Genomic DNA, 18,130 nt, shown 5'->3' with positions numbered 1-18,130 from the left:
GTGGGGATCCACGCGCGCTTAACTTAGTTGAGTTCGCTTTCAGTATTTCCAGGAAAGGCGGAATAGGACATCGGGCCGCTTCCCGCCACGCGCAGGTCAGAGCATGCGCTCGGTTGCAGTTGCTAGAACCACAATGATCGCTGATGTCTCTGGGACTCGAACTCTCAAATTTAGAGAAGGACTCGTGGACCCCCACCCCCAACCCCTCCCCGCAAGGGGGAGGGGAGCGCACCGTCGCTGTGATGAGAGGCCGGCTCCAACTACGGAGATTGGAAGATCACTGGAGTCTCCGTAATGGCGGCGTCAAACCGCGGCCTGCACCTTCGCGGCCTTGGCATCGCGGATCGCCTGCCAGACCTTCTGCGGCGTCAGCGGTGTCTGCAGATTGGTGATGCCGAGCTCGAACAGCGCGTCCATCACGCCGTTGGTGACGCAGGGCGGACCGCCGATCGCACCCGACTCGCCGCAGCCCTTGGAGCCCAGCGGATTGGTCTTGCACGGCGCGGAATCGTCGAGCGTGACCGCGATCGGCGGCACGTCGTCCGCGCGCGGGATGCAATAGTCCTGATAGGTCGCGGTCAGAAGCTGGCCGTCGGCATCATAAGCGACGCCCTCGTAGAGCGCCTGTCCGATGCCCTGTGCCACGCCACCGTGGATCTGGCCTGCGACCAGCATCGGATTGACGGCGACGCCAACGTCATCGACCGTGGTGTAGCGCACCACGCGGGTGACGCCGGTCTCCGGATCGATCTCGACCTCGCAGATATGGGTGCCGTTGGGCCAGCTCGGCCCATCGACCTCGCCTTCGCTGTCGACCGAGAGCTTGGCGCCCTGCTCCTTCTGCGCGAGCTCGAACAGGCTGATGCGGCGGTCGGTGCCGACCACGCTGAGGACGCCGTCGCGATATTCGATGTCCTCGACCGAGGTTTCCAGCAGGTTTGAGGCCTTCTCGCGCGCCTTCGTGATCAGGTCGTTGGAGGAAACCGCGACCGCCGTGCCACCGACGAACAGCGAGCGCGAGCCGACGCTGCCGAAGCCGGTGGCGAGATCGGTGTCGCCCTGCACGACATCGATCTTGTCCAGCGGAATGCCGAGCGTGTCCGAGATCATCTGGGTGTAAGTGGTCTGCAGACCCTGCCCCATCGCCATGGTGCCGGAATGCAGGATGACGCGGCCCTCGGCGGTCGCGTGCAGCGAGACCTTCTCGGTGTGGGCGCGGCCGCCGGTCCACTCGATATAGCTGGTGAGGCCGCGGCCATAGAGCATGCCGCGTTTCTTCGCCTCGCGCTTGCGGGCATTGAAACCATCCCAGTCGGCGAGCTTGGAGGCGCGCTCCAGCATGTGGGCGAAGGCGCCGGAATCGTACACCTGCCCGACAGCGTTGGTGTAGGGCAGCTGCGCCGGCTTGATGTAGTTGGCCTTGCGGATTGCGCGCGGATCGATGCCAATCTGGCGCGCTGCGGCATCGAACAGCCGCTCGACGATGAACACCGCCTCGGGTCGGCCCGCGCCGCGATAAGCACCCACAGGCGCGGTGTGCGTCATCACCGTCTTGACCTCGAAATGCACCAGCGGCAGATCGTAGACGCCGGTCTGCACGAAGGGTCCGAGCACCAGCGGAATGATGTTGCCGGCACCTGAGGAGTAGGCGCCCGTCGCGCCGATCGAGCGCACGCGATAGGCCAGCACCTTGCCCTTGGCGTCCAGCGCGAATTCGGCGGTCGAGGTGAGATCGCGGCCATGGGTGCCGCCGACGAATTCATCGGTGCGCTCGGCGCGCCAGCGAATCCTGCGGTTCAGCTTGGTCGCGGCATAGGCCACGATGCCGTCTTCCGGATAGAGATTGGTCTTCTGCCCGAAGCCGCCGCCGATGTCGCCAACCAGCACGCGCACATTCTCCTTCGGCCGTTTCAAGATATCGGCCAGCACGTCGCGGGTCGAGCCCGGCGTCTGCGACTGCACGTGCAGGATGAGACGGCCGGTCTTCTTCTCGATCTCGGCGATGGTCGAGCGCGGCTCCATCGCGGACGGAATCAACCGCTGGCTGGCGATCTCGAGCGAGACCTTGTGCGCGGCGCCGGCAAAGGCCTCCTCGACCTTGGCGGCATCCCCATAGCTCATCGCGGCCACGATGTTGTCGGGCGCCTCGGCCCACACCACCGGCGCGCCGGGCTTGATGGCACCGACCGGGTCGACCACCGCCGGCATCACCTTGTAGTCGATGCTGATGGCTTCGGCTGCCTCTTGTGCGATCGTGCGCGAGGTGGCGACCACGGCCGCGACCGGCTCGCCGGTGAAGCGCACCAGATCGTGCGCGAGCAGCCGCCGCGGCGGCACCGTCATCGGCTTGCCGTCGGGCCGCTTGAAAATGGCGAGCGTCGGGATCGTGCCGATGTTGTCCGCGATCAGATCCTCGCCGGTGAACACGGCTTCGACGCCGGGCATTTGACGCGCCGCTGTCGCGTCGATGGAGGCAATCTTCGCATGGGCATGCGGCGAGCGCAGCACGTAGAGCCAGAGCGCGCCCTCCTCCGACCTGTCGTCGATGAACTGCCCCTTCCCGGTGAGCAGCCTCTGATCCTCCAGCCGCTTGACGGGCTGTCCTGCGCCGAACCGCATATTGCCGGGAAGAATGTTCATTCGTCGTCCTTCACATTACGTCGAAATATGGCAGGCGTTTTAGCCGATCTGCCGACCGAAACAACAGTCGCCGTCATTCCGGGACGTCGCGAAGCGATGGGCCCGGAATCCATAACCACGAACAGAAGTTTGACGGCCGATCGTTGCCCGCGTGCTTCGGCACACCGGCCAGGGAGTATGGATTCCGGGCTCAGCCCTTCGGGCTGCCTCGGAATGACGATGTGGAGAGAGTGCGAGCGAAGCCGAAGCCAAACCTCACCCCAGTCCCTGCAGCACCTCTTCCACCACCTTGCGCTGCTCGGCCGTGAGCGCGGCCTGGGGCGGGACGGGATCGCCCACGTCATAGCCCTGGATCGCAAGTCCCGCCTTGATGCAGGCGGCGAGATTGAACCTCGCGAACGCCTCGTTCACGCGCCACAGCCGCTTCTGCAACTTGAGCGCATCGTCCCAGCATGCAGCCTGACAGAGATTGTAGAGTTCGACACTCTGCCGTGGAATGATGCAGGCGGGTCCGGCCATCCAACCGTGACCGCCGATCAGCATCACGGCCGCCGGGATGTGCGAAGAGGCGGCGAATACTTTGATCGCGTCACCGCAGCGGTTGATGATCGACAGCAATCGGCCGGTGTTGGTTGAGGCGTCCTTGATGTAGCCGATGCGCGGATGCTCGGCGAGGCGCGCGATCACGTCGAGCGAGAGATCGGAGCGCTGGAATTGCGGGTTGGTGTAGATGACGACGGGAATGTCGACCGCATCCGCGATCGCACGGAAATAGGCTTCCACACCAGCATCGGTGAGCGGGAAATAGGCCTCCAGCACGGCGAGGATGCCATCGGCACCGCGCTTCTGATACGCCTTGGCCTGCGCCACGGCATCCGCGGTTGCCGTCGAAGCGACGCCGGCCACCACCGGCACGCGGCCGTCAGCCGCCTCGATCGTGGCCTCCACCACGGTCATGCGCTGGGCCGCATTGAGGTAGGCGAATTCGCCGGTCGAGCCGAGCGGCGTCAGCCCGTGCACGCCGGCATGAATCAAATCATCGCAGAGCCGCCCGAGCACCCCGGCGCGAATACTGCCGTCCGAATCGATGGGCGAGACAAGATAAGGAAACACACCGTGGAAATCGGACATGCAGGCAGCTCTCGACATGGCTCGAGAACTGCTAACTCATCTGACGCCACGAAGAAAGCGCGTCGCGCCAGGTCGCGGCGCAGCGGCGCGAGCGACGCAGCTTGCCCGCGGCGGCAGCCGCCGGTTTCGCAGCGACCGGCCTCTTCGGCTGGAGCGTGCCGGATCGCTTCTTTCATCGACTTGAAACGCAACACCCTTTGATTGCGTTACACGCAACAACTCAACTCACCGGCTCCGGCCAGGGAAGAAACCAAGGCGGCGATGAGCGTGGCCGTCTCGCAACAGGCGCGCAGGAAAGAAAACCTTAACCTTAATCGTTAGAACCTGCTTCAAACTTTCCATTCACCATGTGTGGCGAGGGGCGCCTCTCACGCGAGAGACGTCGCCTCGCGACCTGATTGCAAGCGGACTGTCCTTCAGGATGTTCGCTCGGCGATCGGCATGGGTGCGCGGACAAGGGAACCATAAGGGTCCGGAACGTTAACGACGATGCGACGACGAAATGGTCCCAACTCCGCGTAATTCAGTCATTTTTCCGCCGTACTGGATGAGCATCATCCAGCGTGTGAAAGAGTTAGTACGAGTGCTCCAGCGTAAATTCGCGGCGGGAATTTCGATCGGAGACGAGGGAGCCCTGCAGCGAGAGCGACGATGACGACGCTTTACGATTTGCTCGGTGCTCTTCCAAACGACGATGCCGAAGAGATCCGAGCCGCATTCCGCAAGGCCGTCAAGGGCGTCCATCCCGACGTCAATCCTGGCGATCCCGAAGCGGCGCTGAAGTTCCGGCAGATCGTCCGTGCCCACGACATCCTGAGCGATCGCGAACAGCGCGCCGCCTACGATCATCTGTTGACGCTTGCGCACGAAGAGCAGGAGCAGGATTCTAAGCTCGCCGTCGCCGCCAAGGTGCATCGGGTGGCATCGGGCGTGATGGCGCTGACCGTCGCGTCGGCGGCTGCGGTCGGCGGCTACCTGCTGTTCATGCATATGTCGGCGGCTGCAGTCGCACCGCTCAGGCCGACCCTCGTTGCGGTCGACAGGATCAAGGGCGGATCTCTGCCGGCCAAGCTGGCCGACAGCGCAGCGGCCGGGTCGGAGGCCGCCGCTGCGTCCGCCGAATTGGCTTCGGCCTCCTCCGCGACGACGATGGTCAGCGCTTCGCCCGAGCAGCTGCCGTTACCGGTCGAAAAGATCGATGACGTCTATGCTTCCGACGAGGATCGCACGTCCTGCACGCAGCCGCATGCGGGTTCCTGCAATGCAGACGTCACGGCGGCGCTGCCGGCGTCGGCGCCAATCAACGACGCCAAATTCTACCGAGAACGTGGCATGGCCGCGTATCGGAAGGGCGATCTGGCGGCTGCGATCGCCGACCTGAACCAGGCCATTCAGATCGACCCGCGGCTGAAGGAAGCCTATATCGACCGTGGCATCGTGTTTTATCGGTTGCACAAATTCGATCGCGCCTTCGCCGATGCGGCTGCCGCAAAACGGATCGAGAAGGCCGACCGCGCGGTCATGGATGCCATGGCGAAGAAGCAGCCTTTGCGGCCGCTCAAGCTCGACCCGCCGCGGATGACGCGGGTCTCGCAGCGGCATACGGCAGGCGTCGCGGATTGAGCCTGGTTTCGGCTCCACAGAACTGTCATTGACTAAAGTTTAAGGTAGTAAGAAGCCTTCCCGGCGCGGCACCTCCGCGGCCACGTCTTGTTAGGAAAGCTGCCCCATGGTGCCCACCATGGGACCAGGGCTGTTTTCAAGATTTTTACATCCGAATCCGGCGATCCGCCGCGAGCTCGTCGATCTGCTTTACACTTCGCTGCCGCAGGTCACGGCCATCAATGCCGCCTCGATCACCGGCTCGGTCGCACTGGCGGCCGCGCATCGTGACCCCGGCTACATCGCGATTACCTGTGCGATCGTGATCAATGCGATCGGCCGGATGGTGAGCCTCCTGCGCTACAAGCGGCGGGCTGCGCGACTCTCGGACAAGGATGTCATTCACTGGGAGCGCATCTATGCCGCGGGCGCGGCTTCGTTCGGCCTTGCACTCGGCGCCTTGTCATTTCGTGCCTTTCAGCTCGACGACCAGCCCGGCGCCTGGCTCGCCTTCGGGCTGTCGATGTCCTATTGCGTCGGCATGGTATCGCGGGCGGCGATCCGCCCCTGGGTGGTACTGAGCACCACCGCGGTGCTGCTGGCGCCGACGCTGATCGCCGGGTTGATACGCCCCGAAATATCCTACCGGCTCGGCGCCGGCATGCTGGTGTTGTTCTGGTTCACCATCCGCGAGGCCTCGCGCCATCTAAGCAAGGCCTTCATCGAGCGGCTGGAGGCCAAGCATGCGCTCGCGCGGCAAGCCAACCACGACTTCCTGACCGGACTGCCCAACCGCGCCGCGTTTCTCAACGCATTGGAAACCATTGCCGGCAGCGTTTCGATCGTCGCCATCGATCTCGACGGCTTCAAGCCGGTAAACGACCGCCACGGCCACCACGCCGGCGATGATCTGTTGCGCCAGGTCGCGACACGGCTGTCGGACTGCATCGGAAGCAGCGGCATGGCTGCGCGCTTTGGCGGTGACGAATTCATGCTGCTGAAGCCGGTCGCCGAGGGAGCCAATGGCCGCGAGGAAGCCCTGGCCCTGACGCGCGACGCAATTCGCGCGCTGTCGATGCCGTTCCTGTTGTCCGACATTCCCGTGGTGATCGGGGCCAGCGCCGGGCTGCTCGTCAGCGACGAACCGCTCTCGGAGAGCGAGGTGGCCGACATTCTGCAGCGGGTCGACGCCGCGCTCTATGCCGCCAAGCGCGCCGGCGGCGGCAATTGGGCCTGGGCCGAGCAACACGAAGCCGAACTGCGCCAGACCGCCTGATCGAGCGAGCGCGTTCGCATCGCACGTCTTGCGTCTGCCATCCACGTCCTGGCCTCGCCGTCGCAGGGCGGCCATGCTTCGCATGACCTTGCCAGCGGTGTGCCGATCCTTCAGGTCAGGCTGACGATAACTAATAAAAATTCCGGGAGGCGAAATGCAGAGAGTTGCGCGTTCAGCGCTGAAGGCGTTGTTCACATTCAGCTTGGCGACATTGCTGGCCAATGCGGCGGCGCATGCGGAAGACGGCGTCCTGCGCGTCGGCATCATTACCGACATGAGCGGCCAATATTCCGACGGCAACGGCATGGGCTCGGTGATATCGGCGCAGATGGCGGCCGAGGAGATCGGCGGCACCGTCGCCGGCCGCAAGATCGAGATCATTTCGGCCGATCATCAGAACAAGCCAGACGTCGCTGTCGGCATCGTCCGCAACTGGATCGACAACAAGGGTGTGGACGTGGTCGCCGAAGGCGTCAACTCGGCGGTCGCGCTCGCGATCCAGAACCTGACGCGCGAACGCAAGAAGATCTTCCTGATCTCCGGCGCGGGCTCCTCCGACCTCACCGGCAAGCAATGTTCGCCGACCTCGGTGCAATGGACCTACGACACCTATGCCTCCTCGAATGCGACCGCAAAGGCGGTCGTTGCACGCGGCGGCACGCCCTGGTTCTTCCTGACCGCCGATTACGCGTTCGGCCAGGCGCTGGAGCGCGATGCCAGCAAGGCCGTGATCGCGGCCGGAGGCAAAGTGCTCGGCGCGGTCAGGCACCCGTTCGATACCGCCGACTTCTCGTCCTTCCTGCTGCAAGCGCAATCGTCCGGCGCCAAGGTGCTGGCGCTCGCCAATGCCGGCTCCGACTTCCGCAACGCTGTAGCGCAGTCGGACGAATTCAACGTCCGTCAGGGCATGCAGGTCGTCGCGCTGCAGGTGACGCTCACCGACGTGCCGGCGCTCGGACTTGCGCATGCGCACGACCTGCTGTTCACCGATTCGTTCTACTGGGACCGGACGCCGGAGACGCGGGTTTTCGCCCAGGAATTCTTCAAGCGCCATGGCGCGATGCCGACCGCCTATCAGGCCGGCGTCAATTCGGCGCTGCGCCACTACTTCAAAGCGGTTGCCGCGACCAACTCGGTCGAATCGGACACCGTGATGGCTCAGATGCGCAAGACGCCGGTCAACGACTTCTTCGCGCAGAACGGCGTGGTGCGCGAGGACGGCCGCATGGTGCACGACATGTACCTGATGCGGATCAAGAAGCCCGAGGAATCCAAGAGTAAGTGGGACCTCTACGACTATCAGACCACCGTGCCCGGCGACCAGGCGTTCCGGCCCTTGGCCGAAGGTGGCTGCCCGTATGTGGGGAAGGGGCAATAGCTACAAACGCAGATCGCGTCTCTTTCAGCTGCAACACGTTATCCGGGGCGACGCATCGCGACAAAATCGCTAAGCGATTTTGCGCGAAGACCTCGAGCTCGGATTCTCGAGATTGGTTTGCGCACTTCCTCACTTCGAGATTCCGGGTTCGAGGCCTGCGGCCTCGCCCCGGGATGACGACATTGTCTCTTCATCGACAGTTATGCGTCGTCCCGCGGAACGGACGAAGAGATTAGCGTCTCAATCTATGACAATCCTCTGCAGCAGCCGGTCGATCTCGCCTGCATCGATCTCCCCCTCCCGCCCGATCAGCACGAGCTGAGCGGTGAGGCCGTCGGGCGGCAGCAGCGGCGAGGCGGCCAGCGTTCCGCGCGTGGCCACCGACTGGAACAGGATCGGCTGTCCCGGATGCTCGGTGAACAGCAGGATACCCTTGATCCGCAGCGTGCGCGGTGCGATCTGCCGGATCACGGCCTGAAAGCGTGCCAGCGACAGCGGCGCCTGCGAGGTCCAGGTCACGGCCGCGAACGGCTCCGATGCCATCGGTGCCCGGCTCGGCAGCGCGCGCGGCGCACCGAGATCACGGGAGAACAGCAGATCGGGCGCAACCGCTCCATGAACCACATCGAAGATCGCGGCCTTCGGCTTGTCGCTGACGATCGCGGCTTCGACCCGGGTGCGTTCCCCTGGTTCAAGCAGATCCGTCTTCGTCAGCAGCACGAAATCCGCTGCACGAAGTTGCGAGCGCCACAACGCGTCCTGCGCCAGCGCAGGCTCATCCAACAGCCTGCGCGCATCGACCAGGGTGACGACGGTCTCCAGCGGCGCCACCTTGAAGATCACGGGGTCCATCAGGTTGCGGATGATCTCCGCAGGATCGGAGATGCCGGAGGTCTCGATCACGATCGCATCCGGCGCCGGATCGCGCTTGATGACGGATGACAGCGTGCGCAACAGGTCGCCCTGCAGCGAGCAGCAGATGCAGCCGTTCTTCAGGCTGACGACGCCGTCCGAGACCGCGCCCAAGAGCTGCGCATCGATATCGATGGCGCCGAAATCATTGACGACAGCCGCGATGCGCCGTCCATCCGGGTGCGCCAGCAGATGATTGAGCAGCGTGGTCTTGCCGGCGCCGAGAAAGCCGGCGACCAGCAACACCGGAACGATCATGACGCCTGCTCGCGCCGGACCGGACGGCCCGGCCGCGCCTCGCGCATCAGCATGCCATCGGTGATCACGGCCTCGCCATGCACCAACAGATGCTTCACGCCTTCCGACGCACGGTTCATGTTGAGGAAGTCGGCGCGGTCTCGCAACGTCTGCAGATCGAACGCGACGATATCGGCATCGCAGCCGACCTGCAGCCGGCCCTTCTTGCGCATGACGGGGGTCGAGGCTTCAAGGATCTGCGCCGGAATCAGGGTGCATTTGGCGATGCCCTCCATCAGCGGCACCGCTTTGCGATCGATGACCCATTCGCGCAGGAATTTGGTGAAGGTCGCGGACGAGCGCGGATGCGCCACGGCATCGTCCGGCAGCGGCCAGGCATCGCCGGTATAGGCCCTACCGTTCGACAGGATCCACGGCATGGCGTCGGAGGCGATCGCGCCGCCGGGATACATCACGGAAATGTCGAGCAGGTCGCGATGGCGCTGATTGACCGCGACATCGAGGAAATGGATCAGGACCAGCGCGCCCGGCTCGCGCTGCTGCCGCTCCAGGAGTTCATTGCGGTCGGCGAGCCGCCGGCGCTCGGCCACCATCTCGATCGCGTCATAGCCGGTGCCCTGGCGCTGGCAGAAGGCAGGATCGGCAAAGAACTCGGCGCCGACGACCGTCGAGCCGGTGCCGTAGGGATAGGCCTCGACCGTCACCTTCAGCCCTTGCGCCTGCGCGGTCTTGACCAGTTCGGCGCAGCGTTCGACATCCTGCAGGCTGGTGCTGTTGAAGTGACAAATATGCATGTGCGCGCCGGTCGCGCCAGCCAGGCCGATCAGCCTGACATAGGCCTCGACCGAGCTGCGCGGATCGACATTCGACATGTAGGCGATGTGCGTGTAGGTCGGCACGCCATGCCGCGCGGCGAGGCTGCATAGCTCCGACAACTCCTTGACGCCGGTGCCCGGCGCATAGGCGTTGGGAAAGGCGATCCCGATCCCGCCCTGCTCCAGCCCGACCTGCACACGCTCGACGATCTCGGCAACCTCCGCTGATGTTGCGACCTCCTCCACCCAGCGTTTGTCGCGCATGGCCTCGCCCATGCCCGCCACGCTCGACGCGGCCTGCTGCGTGGTCATGGTCGCGATGCGCGCGAACACCCAGCCGGCCGAGGCGCCGTAATTCAGCACGCGGCCGAGCGCGGCCTGCTCGTCATACCAGCGCGCGACCGGCAGCACGCCGACCTCGAGTTCGAGCGTGGTGGTGACGCCGTCGAAAGCCTGCATCCGGTCGGCCGGCAGCGATTGGCCATGGGCGTGCAGATCGATGAAGCCAGGGCTGACGACGAGGCCCTCGGCATTGATGGTCCGCGCCGCCGATCCCGCGACGTCGCCGATCGCGGCGATCACGCCGTCCTTGACCGCGACATCGGCTGTCGCATCGAAGTTGGTTTCGGGATCGAGGACGCGTCCTCCGCGAATGATCAGGTCGTATTGGTCCATTGCAATCTGCAGCCAGTTCCAGAAACCGGGAATACCGGAGATCAAAAACGATCGGGATACGTCGTGATGAAAAACGTCGCATGCCCAAGCAATCGGCTCAACACCATTAAGGTGGCAACTGCTCTGCAATTTCGCGTCCTAAGTGCTGCGTGCAGCAATGAGGACCATCATGGGACGCTCGACTTCGTCCCTGAGCGCCGGCTGTTTCGCGATCTGCTCGGCCGTGGGTGCCCACTCGTCGACGTGATCGATTCGGAAGCCGGCACCAATCAAGCTGTTCAACGTCGTGCTCAGCTTGCGATGCTGCTTCACCACCCCCTTGGCGAGCCAGTCGGTCACGCGCCTGCCTTCGATGGCGTAGCTGTCGACCGGCCAGACCTTGCGGCCGTCGTCGGCGACCTGCCAGCGTGCCTGCGTCGGCGCCATGTAGATCGGATGTTCGATCGAAAACACGAATTGGGCGCCCGGCAGCAGCGCGCGCTGCACGGCGCCAAACAGCCGACCGAGGTCCTTGATGTAGTGGAAGGCGAGCGAACTGTAGGCGAGATCGAAGCCGGCCTCGGGCAGTTCCAGCGCTTCCATGTCCGCCTGTATGTAGCGGATCGCCTGATCGTCGGTTTCCGCCCGCGCCCGCGCCAGCATGTTCTCCGAGAGATCGATGCCGAGGACCTCGACCGCTCCCTGGTCTCGCGCCCAGCGCGCGAACCAGCCAAAGCCGCAACCGAGATCGACGATGCGCTTGCCTTTGAGCTCGGGCAGCATGGCTCGGAGCGCCGGCCATTCCGGCGCGCCGTCGAGGCCATGGACCGAACGGTTCAAGCGCTGATAGCCGGCAAAGAACTCCGGCGTGTCGTAGATATTCTGCGCCACCGCTGACCTCCCTCGCGCGCTCGACTCGACCAACTGCAAACGACAACTCTACCGCCGATCGGTTCTGTATGCGTCTCAACTCTGCCGCAGCATCATCCGCGCAATCGCCTCGCCGATCACCACCGTGGTGAAATGGGTGTTGGCGCGGCAGTCCGACGGCATGATCGAGGCGTCGACGACGCGCAGGCCCGCGATCCCCTTGACCGTGCCGTCTGGATTGACCACGCCGCTGGCGTCCTTGAAGCCGCTCATGCGGCAGCTGCCGGCCGCGTGCTGGATGTCGCCGGTGATCCGACGCAGCAGCGCGTCGAGTTCGGCATCCGGCAGCGCGGCGGCCTGCGGCAAGCTGAGATCCGTATCGGCGAGGCGGATCCAGTCGGCGATATCGCAAAGCGCCGGCTGCGACGTCAGCACGGAAAGCCGTTTCACCGCATCCCTCATCCGCGCGATGTCGCGCGGATCGGACAGCATGTTCTCCTCGACGACAGGGTCGATCTCCGGATCGACCGAGGCGAGCTTCACGGTACCACGAGAAAACGCGTTGAACAGGCCCGCACCGATCGCACCGGCAATGCCGACGCCGCGATGATTGAAGGCGATCAGGATCATGTCGCGCTTGCCGCCGTCGGCCAGCTCCGACGAATAGGTAACGCAGCAATTGGTATGACGGGTGTCGCGGTCGGTCGGGCGAATGGCTTCGCGCAACTGAATGGTGGTGCGGAACAGCGGATGGTCGAAGAAATTCCGGCCCACCGGCAGGTCACGTTCAACCGCGATCCCCATCGCCTGCAGATCGTCGGCAGGACCGATGCCGGAGCGCAGCAGGATCGCCGGGCTGTGGATCGCGCCTGCGCACAGCACGATGTCGCGGGCAAAAATCTCGCTGAAGCCCTGGCCTTCGATCTGGACCCGCACGCCGGTGGCGCGGCCATCCCTGATGACAAGGCGATCGACCAGCGTGCGCCCGCGGATTTCCAGGTTCGCGCGACCGCGCGCCGGCTCCAGATAGCCTTCGTTGGTCGAGATGCGCCGGCCGTTGCGGCTGTTGATCGGGTAACATGCAACGCCCTCGCCATCCGGCCCGTTGACGTCGGCACACCAGGGATAACCGCTGGCGAGCGCCGCATCGCGCAGGCCGCGATCGATCGGGCCCCAATGGTCCAGCGGCGCGCGATAGACCGGCAGCGGGCCGCCGCGGCTGTGCCCTTCGCGATCACCAAATGCGAGATCGTCCTCGATCACGGAGAACAGCGGCATCACCTCGCGGGCCGACCATCCGGTGCAGCCATTCTCAGCCCATTCGTCGAACGCAGCGGCCACGCCGCGAATGGCGATCTGGCCGTTCATCATCGAGCTGCCGCCCAGTCCCTTGCCGCGCCAGTAGAAGCGCGCATCCTGACCCGCCACCCGACGCGTCAGCAGATGTGGCCACTGCCATTTCTCCTGGAATTCGCGGTTGTGGATGATCGGGATCGGGTTCGGTGTCGTGATCTCCCAGGGCGCCTGATCGGCGCGCCAATCCGCGCCGGCCTCGAGCAGCAGCACCCGCTTCTCGGGGCTCTCGGACAGCCTGGCGGCAACCGCGGCGCCGGCAGAACCGCCGCCGACGACAATGATATCATGCATAAGCTTATTTCTCGACTTCCGGAGGTAAGCGGCCGGCATCAACCTTGCGCTGTCCGGCGCGATCCGTGAAGTGCCGCCCAGCTCAAACCTCCAGCAGCGATACGCAGAGCTGGGCCGAGCTTTCCGTGACCAGACTTCGGCGCGATCGCCGGAACGGCCGGCAGTGCGCCGACCTGATGGTCCGCACGGGCGCGCCTATCGCAAATAAGCCGCGGCCGGTAGCGGCGTCGGATAGCGGTGCCCGTCAGCGCAGGCGTAGTTCGCGGCATCGGCCGGATCACCTTCCCCCCTGTAGCGCGCCATCTTCGGGTAAGGGCAAAGCGGGCGGCTCATCTCGATGCCGTCGGATGGTCTATCATTGCGGAACTTGGTGGCACCGATCGTCTCGGGCGCCTCGCCGTTTTCGACCCAGGCCTCGAGCGCCACCTGCGTGTCCAGCACGTTCGGCCCCGGGCCGCCCTCGCAATGATAGAGTCCCGGCGCAAGGAACAGCCGGTAGAAATCCGCGCCGGCGTCAGCGCGCTTGTCGGCGCTCACCATCGCCTCCACCCGTTCGTAATAGTCGATCGAGTCCCGCGGCGGCACCACGGGATCGGCGAGGCCGTGATAGTGAATGAGCTTGCCGCCCGCCGCCTTGAAGGCGGAGAGGTCCGGACTCATGGCGTTGATCTCAGATGCGAGCCGATCGTCGACGGCCTTCATGGCCGAACCGAAATCGAACCTGTGCCAGTCCCAATTCGTGTCCGGAAACGCCCACACCTTCCAGAAGTTGAGCCGCGCCGGTCGCTCGGGATGGATCGGATCGGCCCAATACAGGCTCCAGCCGGGAAGCGCCGCGAGCACGCGAGCGGAATTCTCGCTGCCCTTCGGCCAGCCGTAATAGACCTGCGCACCATTGCGGGAATCGCGCGCGCCGTCATACATCGCATTCAGCGCGTTGGCCTGCTCCTGCGTCAGGCAATCGTCAGCATCATCCTGCTTGCAGAGCATCTGCTCGGCGCGGAAGTCACAAGCTTCCGGATCGGTCAGGAAATTGTCCGCCGGCAGACCACCGTCCTTGCCGCGACAGGTTTTCACGACAGCATCGGTGATCGCCGCGAGCTTCAGCGGCGGAATGATCAGGCTGAGATCTGGCCGATGATTTTTGACGAACTGCCAGAGGAAGCCGGCATTCAGATGCGTGCGGTTGTTGCCGGGATCGCCGGCAATGATGCCGTCGAAGTCGGCCGGGTAACGTTGTGCTTCCATCAGCGCCTGATGGCCGCCCGTGGAGCAACCCGCGAAATAGCTGTGCTTCGGCGCTTCGCCGTAGAACTCCGCGACCACCGACTTCGCAACACCGATCGAGACATGCACCGCGCGGTATCCCCAGTCGACGATCGCCTCGGGGCGATCGATCGCAAAGCCCGGGTCATCTCCGGTGTGCCCGGTATCGGTGGCCACCGTCGCATAGCCGCGGCGGAGCAGCGGCCCCATCGCCTTGTAGGCGATCGCCGAACTGTAACCGCCATTGCCGACCATCTCGAGCTTGCCGTTCCAGCCGGCCTGCGGCAGCCAGAGTTCGAATCCGACCCGCGAGCCCGGCACCGGCGAGATGACGCCGCGTACGCGACAGAATGCAGGAAGTTCGGAAATTTCGGCCCCAGTGGGCGGTGCGAACGATCCGGCCGGCCGCGCCTCCGCGCCCGACATCGTCGTGTCCGCGATCTGCAGGATCAGCAGTTGCTCGCACGGCGCGGCAAACCCTGGCGAGGCGGACAGCAACATCACCGCCAGCGCACCGGCGAAGGCCTCGCGTGCGGCATGACCGGACCGGGATGTACAGCCAGGCAGTCGGCTCGCAATCATCATCATCAAGCCTCCTGAATGTTCTTCTGCGTGACGTGGTTGAGTCGAAGCCCGTCACGAGTCGTCAGCGGATGGAATCTCCAGATCGAGCAGGCGCGAGCTCAGCGATTTGCCGTGCGCATCGAGCCGCAGCGAGCGGGTGACGCCACCGCCAAGCGCATCCTTCAGAACGAAGTTGAGCGCAGCGATGCCGGGCATCTCGAATCGAAGCACCTCACCCTGCACGATGTCACCAAAATGCGCCTTCACGCGGGCAGCGGTGACGGTTGCGCACAGAAACGCGTAGTCCTCGGGCCGATAGGCGATCACCGAGATATTGCAGATGTCGCCCTTATCGCCAGTGCGGGAATGAGCAATGTCGCGCAGCTTCATCTCTAGACCTCCAGCAGCGCCAACTGCATCTGCGTCGCACTTTCCGGCATAAGGCAGGAGGCGACCGCGACCACCTCGCGCGCCGATTTCCAGGCGCCGCCGCCGCCGGCCGGTCCATTGGTGTAGAGCGTCTCCACCTCGTTGCCGATCCTGACGGCTTCGGCCAGACTCTCAGTACGTGCGGCCACGCGGATTCGCACCTCGTACGGTTCGCTACCCTGCGAACTCGCCTCGCCGTGCAACGCATTCACCCCGATCAGATCGCAGCGCAGCTCGCTCGTCTGCACGCCTGTCAGCGCCAGCCGCTCGCGCACGATGTCGAGCGCGAGCCGGCCACGCGCGACGGCACCGGGCCCGGCATAGGACAGCTGACCCTCGCCGACATAGCTGTCGACATAGCCGATCGACGTCTTCAGCAGGCCCGACTTGGGCCTGCCACGCCCGCCGCTGACATGGACGCGATCGGGGCCAACCTCTGCCACGCGCACTCGCGAGAAGTCGGCGACCACGTCGGGCTGGAAATATTGCGCGGGATCGTGGATCTCGTAGAGCAGCTGCTCCTTGACGGTCGCCGGCGTCACGCAGCCGCCGGAGCCGGCGACCTTGGTCACGACGAGATCGCCGTCCTCGCGTACCTCGCCGATCGGAAAGCCGAGCCGCGCAAGGCCGGGCACGTCCTTCACGCCGGGATCGGCGAAATAGCCGCCGGTGATCTGGCCCGCACATTCCAGCAGATGGCCGACCACGGTGCCCTGGCCGAGCCGGTCCCAATCGTCCATCGCCCACCCGAACTCATGCACGAGACAGCCGAGAAACAGGGCCGGATCGGCCGCGCGGCCGGTGATCACGACATCGGCGCCGGCGGCCAGCGCGTCGGCGATCGCACGCGCGCCTGTATAGGCGTTCGCCGAGACGAGGCGGTTGCCGAGGCCGGAAATGGTCTCGCCATTGTCGAGCGCGAGATTATTCGCCTTCGCCGCCGCGAGCACGTCGTCGCCGGTCACGGCCGCGATCTTCAGGCCGGCAAGGCCGAGCTTGCGCGCCACGTGTCGCGTCGCCTCCGCGGCGCCGAGCGGATTGGCAGCGCCCATGTTGGTGATGACGCGAATGTTCTTCGCGCGGCAGATCGGCAGCACCGCCTGCATGCGGGCCGTGAGCAGCGGATCGTAACCGCCGGCCGGATCCTTCATCCGCGCCTGCTGCGCCAGCGCAATGGTGCGCTCGGCAAGGCATTCGAACACGAGATAATCGAGCTCGCCGTGCTGGGCGAGCTCGACCGCGGGCTCGATGCGATCGCCGGAATAGCCGGCACCGGCGCCGATCCTGATGCTCCGCATGGCGGTCCTCCGGCTCAAATGGGAAATAATCCGAATAGCACGCAGGCGATGGTCATGACGACCGAGGCGCCGAACAGGAAGGGTATCGTGAATTTCTGGTGATCCGCCAGATCGATCCCCGACAATCCCACCACCAGGAAGGTCGCAGGCGTCAGCGGTGAGACCGGAAAGCCCGTCGTCATCTGGCCGAGCAAGGCAGCCTGCGCCACCTGGACTTTCTGCACCCCGAGTTGCGCGCCGACTTCGGCGACGACCGGCAGCACGCCGAAATAGAAGGAATCCGGATCGAACAGCAGGCTCAGCGGCATCGACACGACGCCGAGCGCGACCGGAATGAACTTCGCAGCATCCGCCGGCACGAAGCTGACCGCGGTCTGCGCCATCGCCTTCAGCATGCCGGTACCCTGCATGATGCCCGTGAAGACGCCGGCGGCGATCAGGATCGAGGCCATCAGCAGCGCGGCCTTCGCATGCGCATCGATGCGGCGGCGCTGCATGTCCACGTCGGGATAGTTGATCAGCAGCGCCACACACGTGCCGACCATGAAGACGATCGCAGGTGCGAGCTTTTCGCCCAGGATCACCATGCTGCCGAGCACGACGACGGTGAGCACGATGTTGATCCAGAAATTGTTCGGCCGACGCAGCTCTTTCTCGGCGTCGGTGAGGACGCGCTGCGGCGCTTCGACGGTGGTGCCCGCGCCAAGGCCGAGCCGGCGCTCCTCGCGGCGGCCGAGCCACCAGGCGACGGCAAAGATGAAAACGATGCCCACGATCTGCACCGGCACCAGCGGATTGAATATCTCCGGAATCGGCAGCTTGAGGGAGGCCGAGGCGCGGATCATCGGGCCGGTCCAGGGCAGGAAATTCACACCCGCGGCCATCGAGGCCGCACAGGCCAGGATGCGCTTGTCGATGCCGAGCCGCTCGTAGAGCGGCAGCATCGCGGGAATCGTGACCAGGAAGGTCACCGCGCCGGAGCCGTCGAGATGGATCAGCAGCGCAAGCAGCGTGGTGCCCATCACGATCCGGGTCGGGCGGGTGCCGACGGTGCGCAGGATGCGATCGATGATCGGGTCGAGCATGCCGGCGTCGCTGACGATGCCGAAGAACAGGATCGCGAACACGAACATGCCGACGACGGGCGCGAGACTTTGCAGGCCGGAAACGATGAACTTGGAGGTGTCCCAGCCGAAGCCGCCGATCAGCGCCGCCAAGATGGGAATGACGATCAGTGCGATCAGGGGCGACATCCGCTTCGTCATGATGACGAGCAGCAGGATCGCGATGGTGATGAGGCCAAGCAGCGGCAGCATGTTTCCCCCCGGCGCGTCTCTAGTCGCGCAAGCGTTTAGTTCCGTTTTGCCGCTGCTTGCCATCGGGTTGGTGA

The 18,130-nt window shown here is 64.8% G+C and carries 13 protein-coding genes; 3 read left to right on the top strand and 10 right to left on the bottom strand.

What is annotated here, in order from left to right; genetic code table 11:
• Positions 1 to 303: 303 nt before the first annotated feature.
• Both QX071_RS08225 and QX071_RS08220 read right to left on the bottom strand, forming a co-directional pair.
• Positions 304 to 2,640 (bottom strand): xanthine dehydrogenase family protein molybdopterin-binding subunit, encoded by a 2,337-nt coding sequence (locus QX071_RS08225; protein ID WP_315728855.1) that lies wholly within the window; start codon positions 2,638 to 2,640, stop codon positions 304 to 306.
• Between the two features lie 255 nt (positions 2,641 to 2,895).
• Entirely contained in the window at positions 2,896 to 3,771 is an 876-nt protein-coding gene (locus tag QX071_RS08220; protein WP_315730283.1) for a dihydrodipicolinate synthase family protein, read from the bottom strand.
• A gap of 651 nt (positions 3,772 to 4,422) precedes the next feature.
• Between QX071_RS08220 and QX071_RS08215 the strand changes: the two genes are divergently transcribed.
• The 3 genes from QX071_RS08215 (at position 4,423) to QX071_RS08205 (ending at position 8,027) form a co-directional block, all read left to right on the top strand.
• Positions 4,423 to 5,394 (top strand): DnaJ domain-containing protein, encoded by a 972-nt coding sequence (locus QX071_RS08215; RefSeq protein ID WP_315701378.1) that lies wholly within the window; start codon positions 4,423 to 4,425, stop codon positions 5,392 to 5,394.
• A 106-nt stretch (positions 5,395 to 5,500) separates the two neighbouring features.
• Positions 5,501 to 6,649, top strand: coding sequence for a diguanylate cyclase domain-containing protein (locus tag QX071_RS08210; protein WP_315701379.1), 1,149 nt, complete (start codon positions 5,501 to 5,503; stop codon positions 6,647 to 6,649).
• Positions 6,650 to 6,803: 154 nt separating this feature from the next.
• The gene (locus QX071_RS08205) at positions 6,804 to 8,027 is read left to right on the top strand and encodes an ABC transporter substrate-binding protein (RefSeq protein WP_315730827.1); all 1,224 of its coding nucleotides are present in this window, start codon (positions 6,804 to 6,806) and stop codon (positions 8,025 to 8,027) included.
• A 240-nt stretch (positions 8,028 to 8,267) separates the two neighbouring features.
• On the opposite strand, the gene QX071_RS08200 is transcribed toward QX071_RS08205, so the two are convergent.
• From QX071_RS08200 to QX071_RS08165, 8 genes are all read right to left on the bottom strand, one after another.
• On the bottom strand, positions 8,268 to 9,197 hold the full coding sequence (locus QX071_RS08200; RefSeq protein WP_315701381.1) for a GTP-binding protein: 930 nt from the start codon (positions 9,195 to 9,197) through the stop codon (positions 8,268 to 8,270).
• Positions 9,194 to 10,687 (bottom strand): amidohydrolase family protein, encoded by a 1,494-nt coding sequence (locus QX071_RS08195; protein ID WP_315701382.1) that lies wholly within the window; start codon positions 10,685 to 10,687, stop codon positions 9,194 to 9,196. The genes QX071_RS08200 and QX071_RS08195 overlap by 4 nt, the downstream gene beginning before the upstream one ends.
• Before the next feature lie 138 nt (positions 10,688 to 10,825).
• Positions 10,826 to 11,557: a class I SAM-dependent methyltransferase gene (locus QX071_RS08190; protein WP_315701383.1), complete on the bottom strand. Its 732-nt coding sequence runs from the start codon at positions 11,555 to 11,557 to the stop codon at positions 10,826 to 10,828.
• A gap of 75 nt (positions 11,558 to 11,632) precedes the next feature.
• Positions 11,633 to 13,183: a GMC family oxidoreductase gene (locus QX071_RS08185; RefSeq protein ID WP_315701384.1), complete on the bottom strand. Its 1,551-nt coding sequence runs from the start codon at positions 13,181 to 13,183 to the stop codon at positions 11,633 to 11,635.
• 195 nt (positions 13,184 to 13,378) lie between these two features.
• Entirely contained in the window at positions 13,379 to 15,037 is a 1,659-nt protein-coding gene (locus QX071_RS08180; RefSeq protein WP_315701385.1) for a tannase/feruloyl esterase family alpha/beta hydrolase, read from the bottom strand.
• 48 nt (positions 15,038 to 15,085) lie between these two features.
• Positions 15,086 to 15,403, bottom strand: coding sequence for a hypothetical protein (locus QX071_RS08175; RefSeq protein ID WP_315701386.1), 318 nt, complete (start codon positions 15,401 to 15,403; stop codon positions 15,086 to 15,088).
• Positions 15,404 to 15,405: 2 nt separating this feature from the next.
• Positions 15,406 to 16,740 carry an acyclic terpene utilization AtuA family protein gene (locus tag QX071_RS08170; RefSeq protein ID WP_315701387.1) on the bottom strand — a complete coding sequence of 445 codons (1,335 nt, stop codon included), beginning with the start codon at positions 16,738 to 16,740 and terminating at the stop codon, positions 15,406 to 15,408.
• Between the two features lie 14 nt (positions 16,741 to 16,754).
• Positions 16,755 to 18,056 carry a citrate:proton symporter gene (locus QX071_RS08165; RefSeq protein WP_315701388.1) on the bottom strand — a complete coding sequence of 434 codons (1,302 nt, stop codon included), beginning with the start codon at positions 18,054 to 18,056 and terminating at the stop codon, positions 16,755 to 16,757.
• Positions 18,057 to 18,130 lie beyond the last annotated feature (74 nt).

Origin of the sequence: Bradyrhizobium sp. SZCCHNS1022 (assembly GCF_032484835.1) — a bacterium.
Classification (GTDB): domain Bacteria; phylum Pseudomonadota; class Alphaproteobacteria; order Rhizobiales; family Xanthobacteraceae; genus Bradyrhizobium.
The sequence above is the reverse complement of the archived record's forward strand: the minus strand, read 5'-3'. Positions and strand labels throughout refer to the sequence as shown.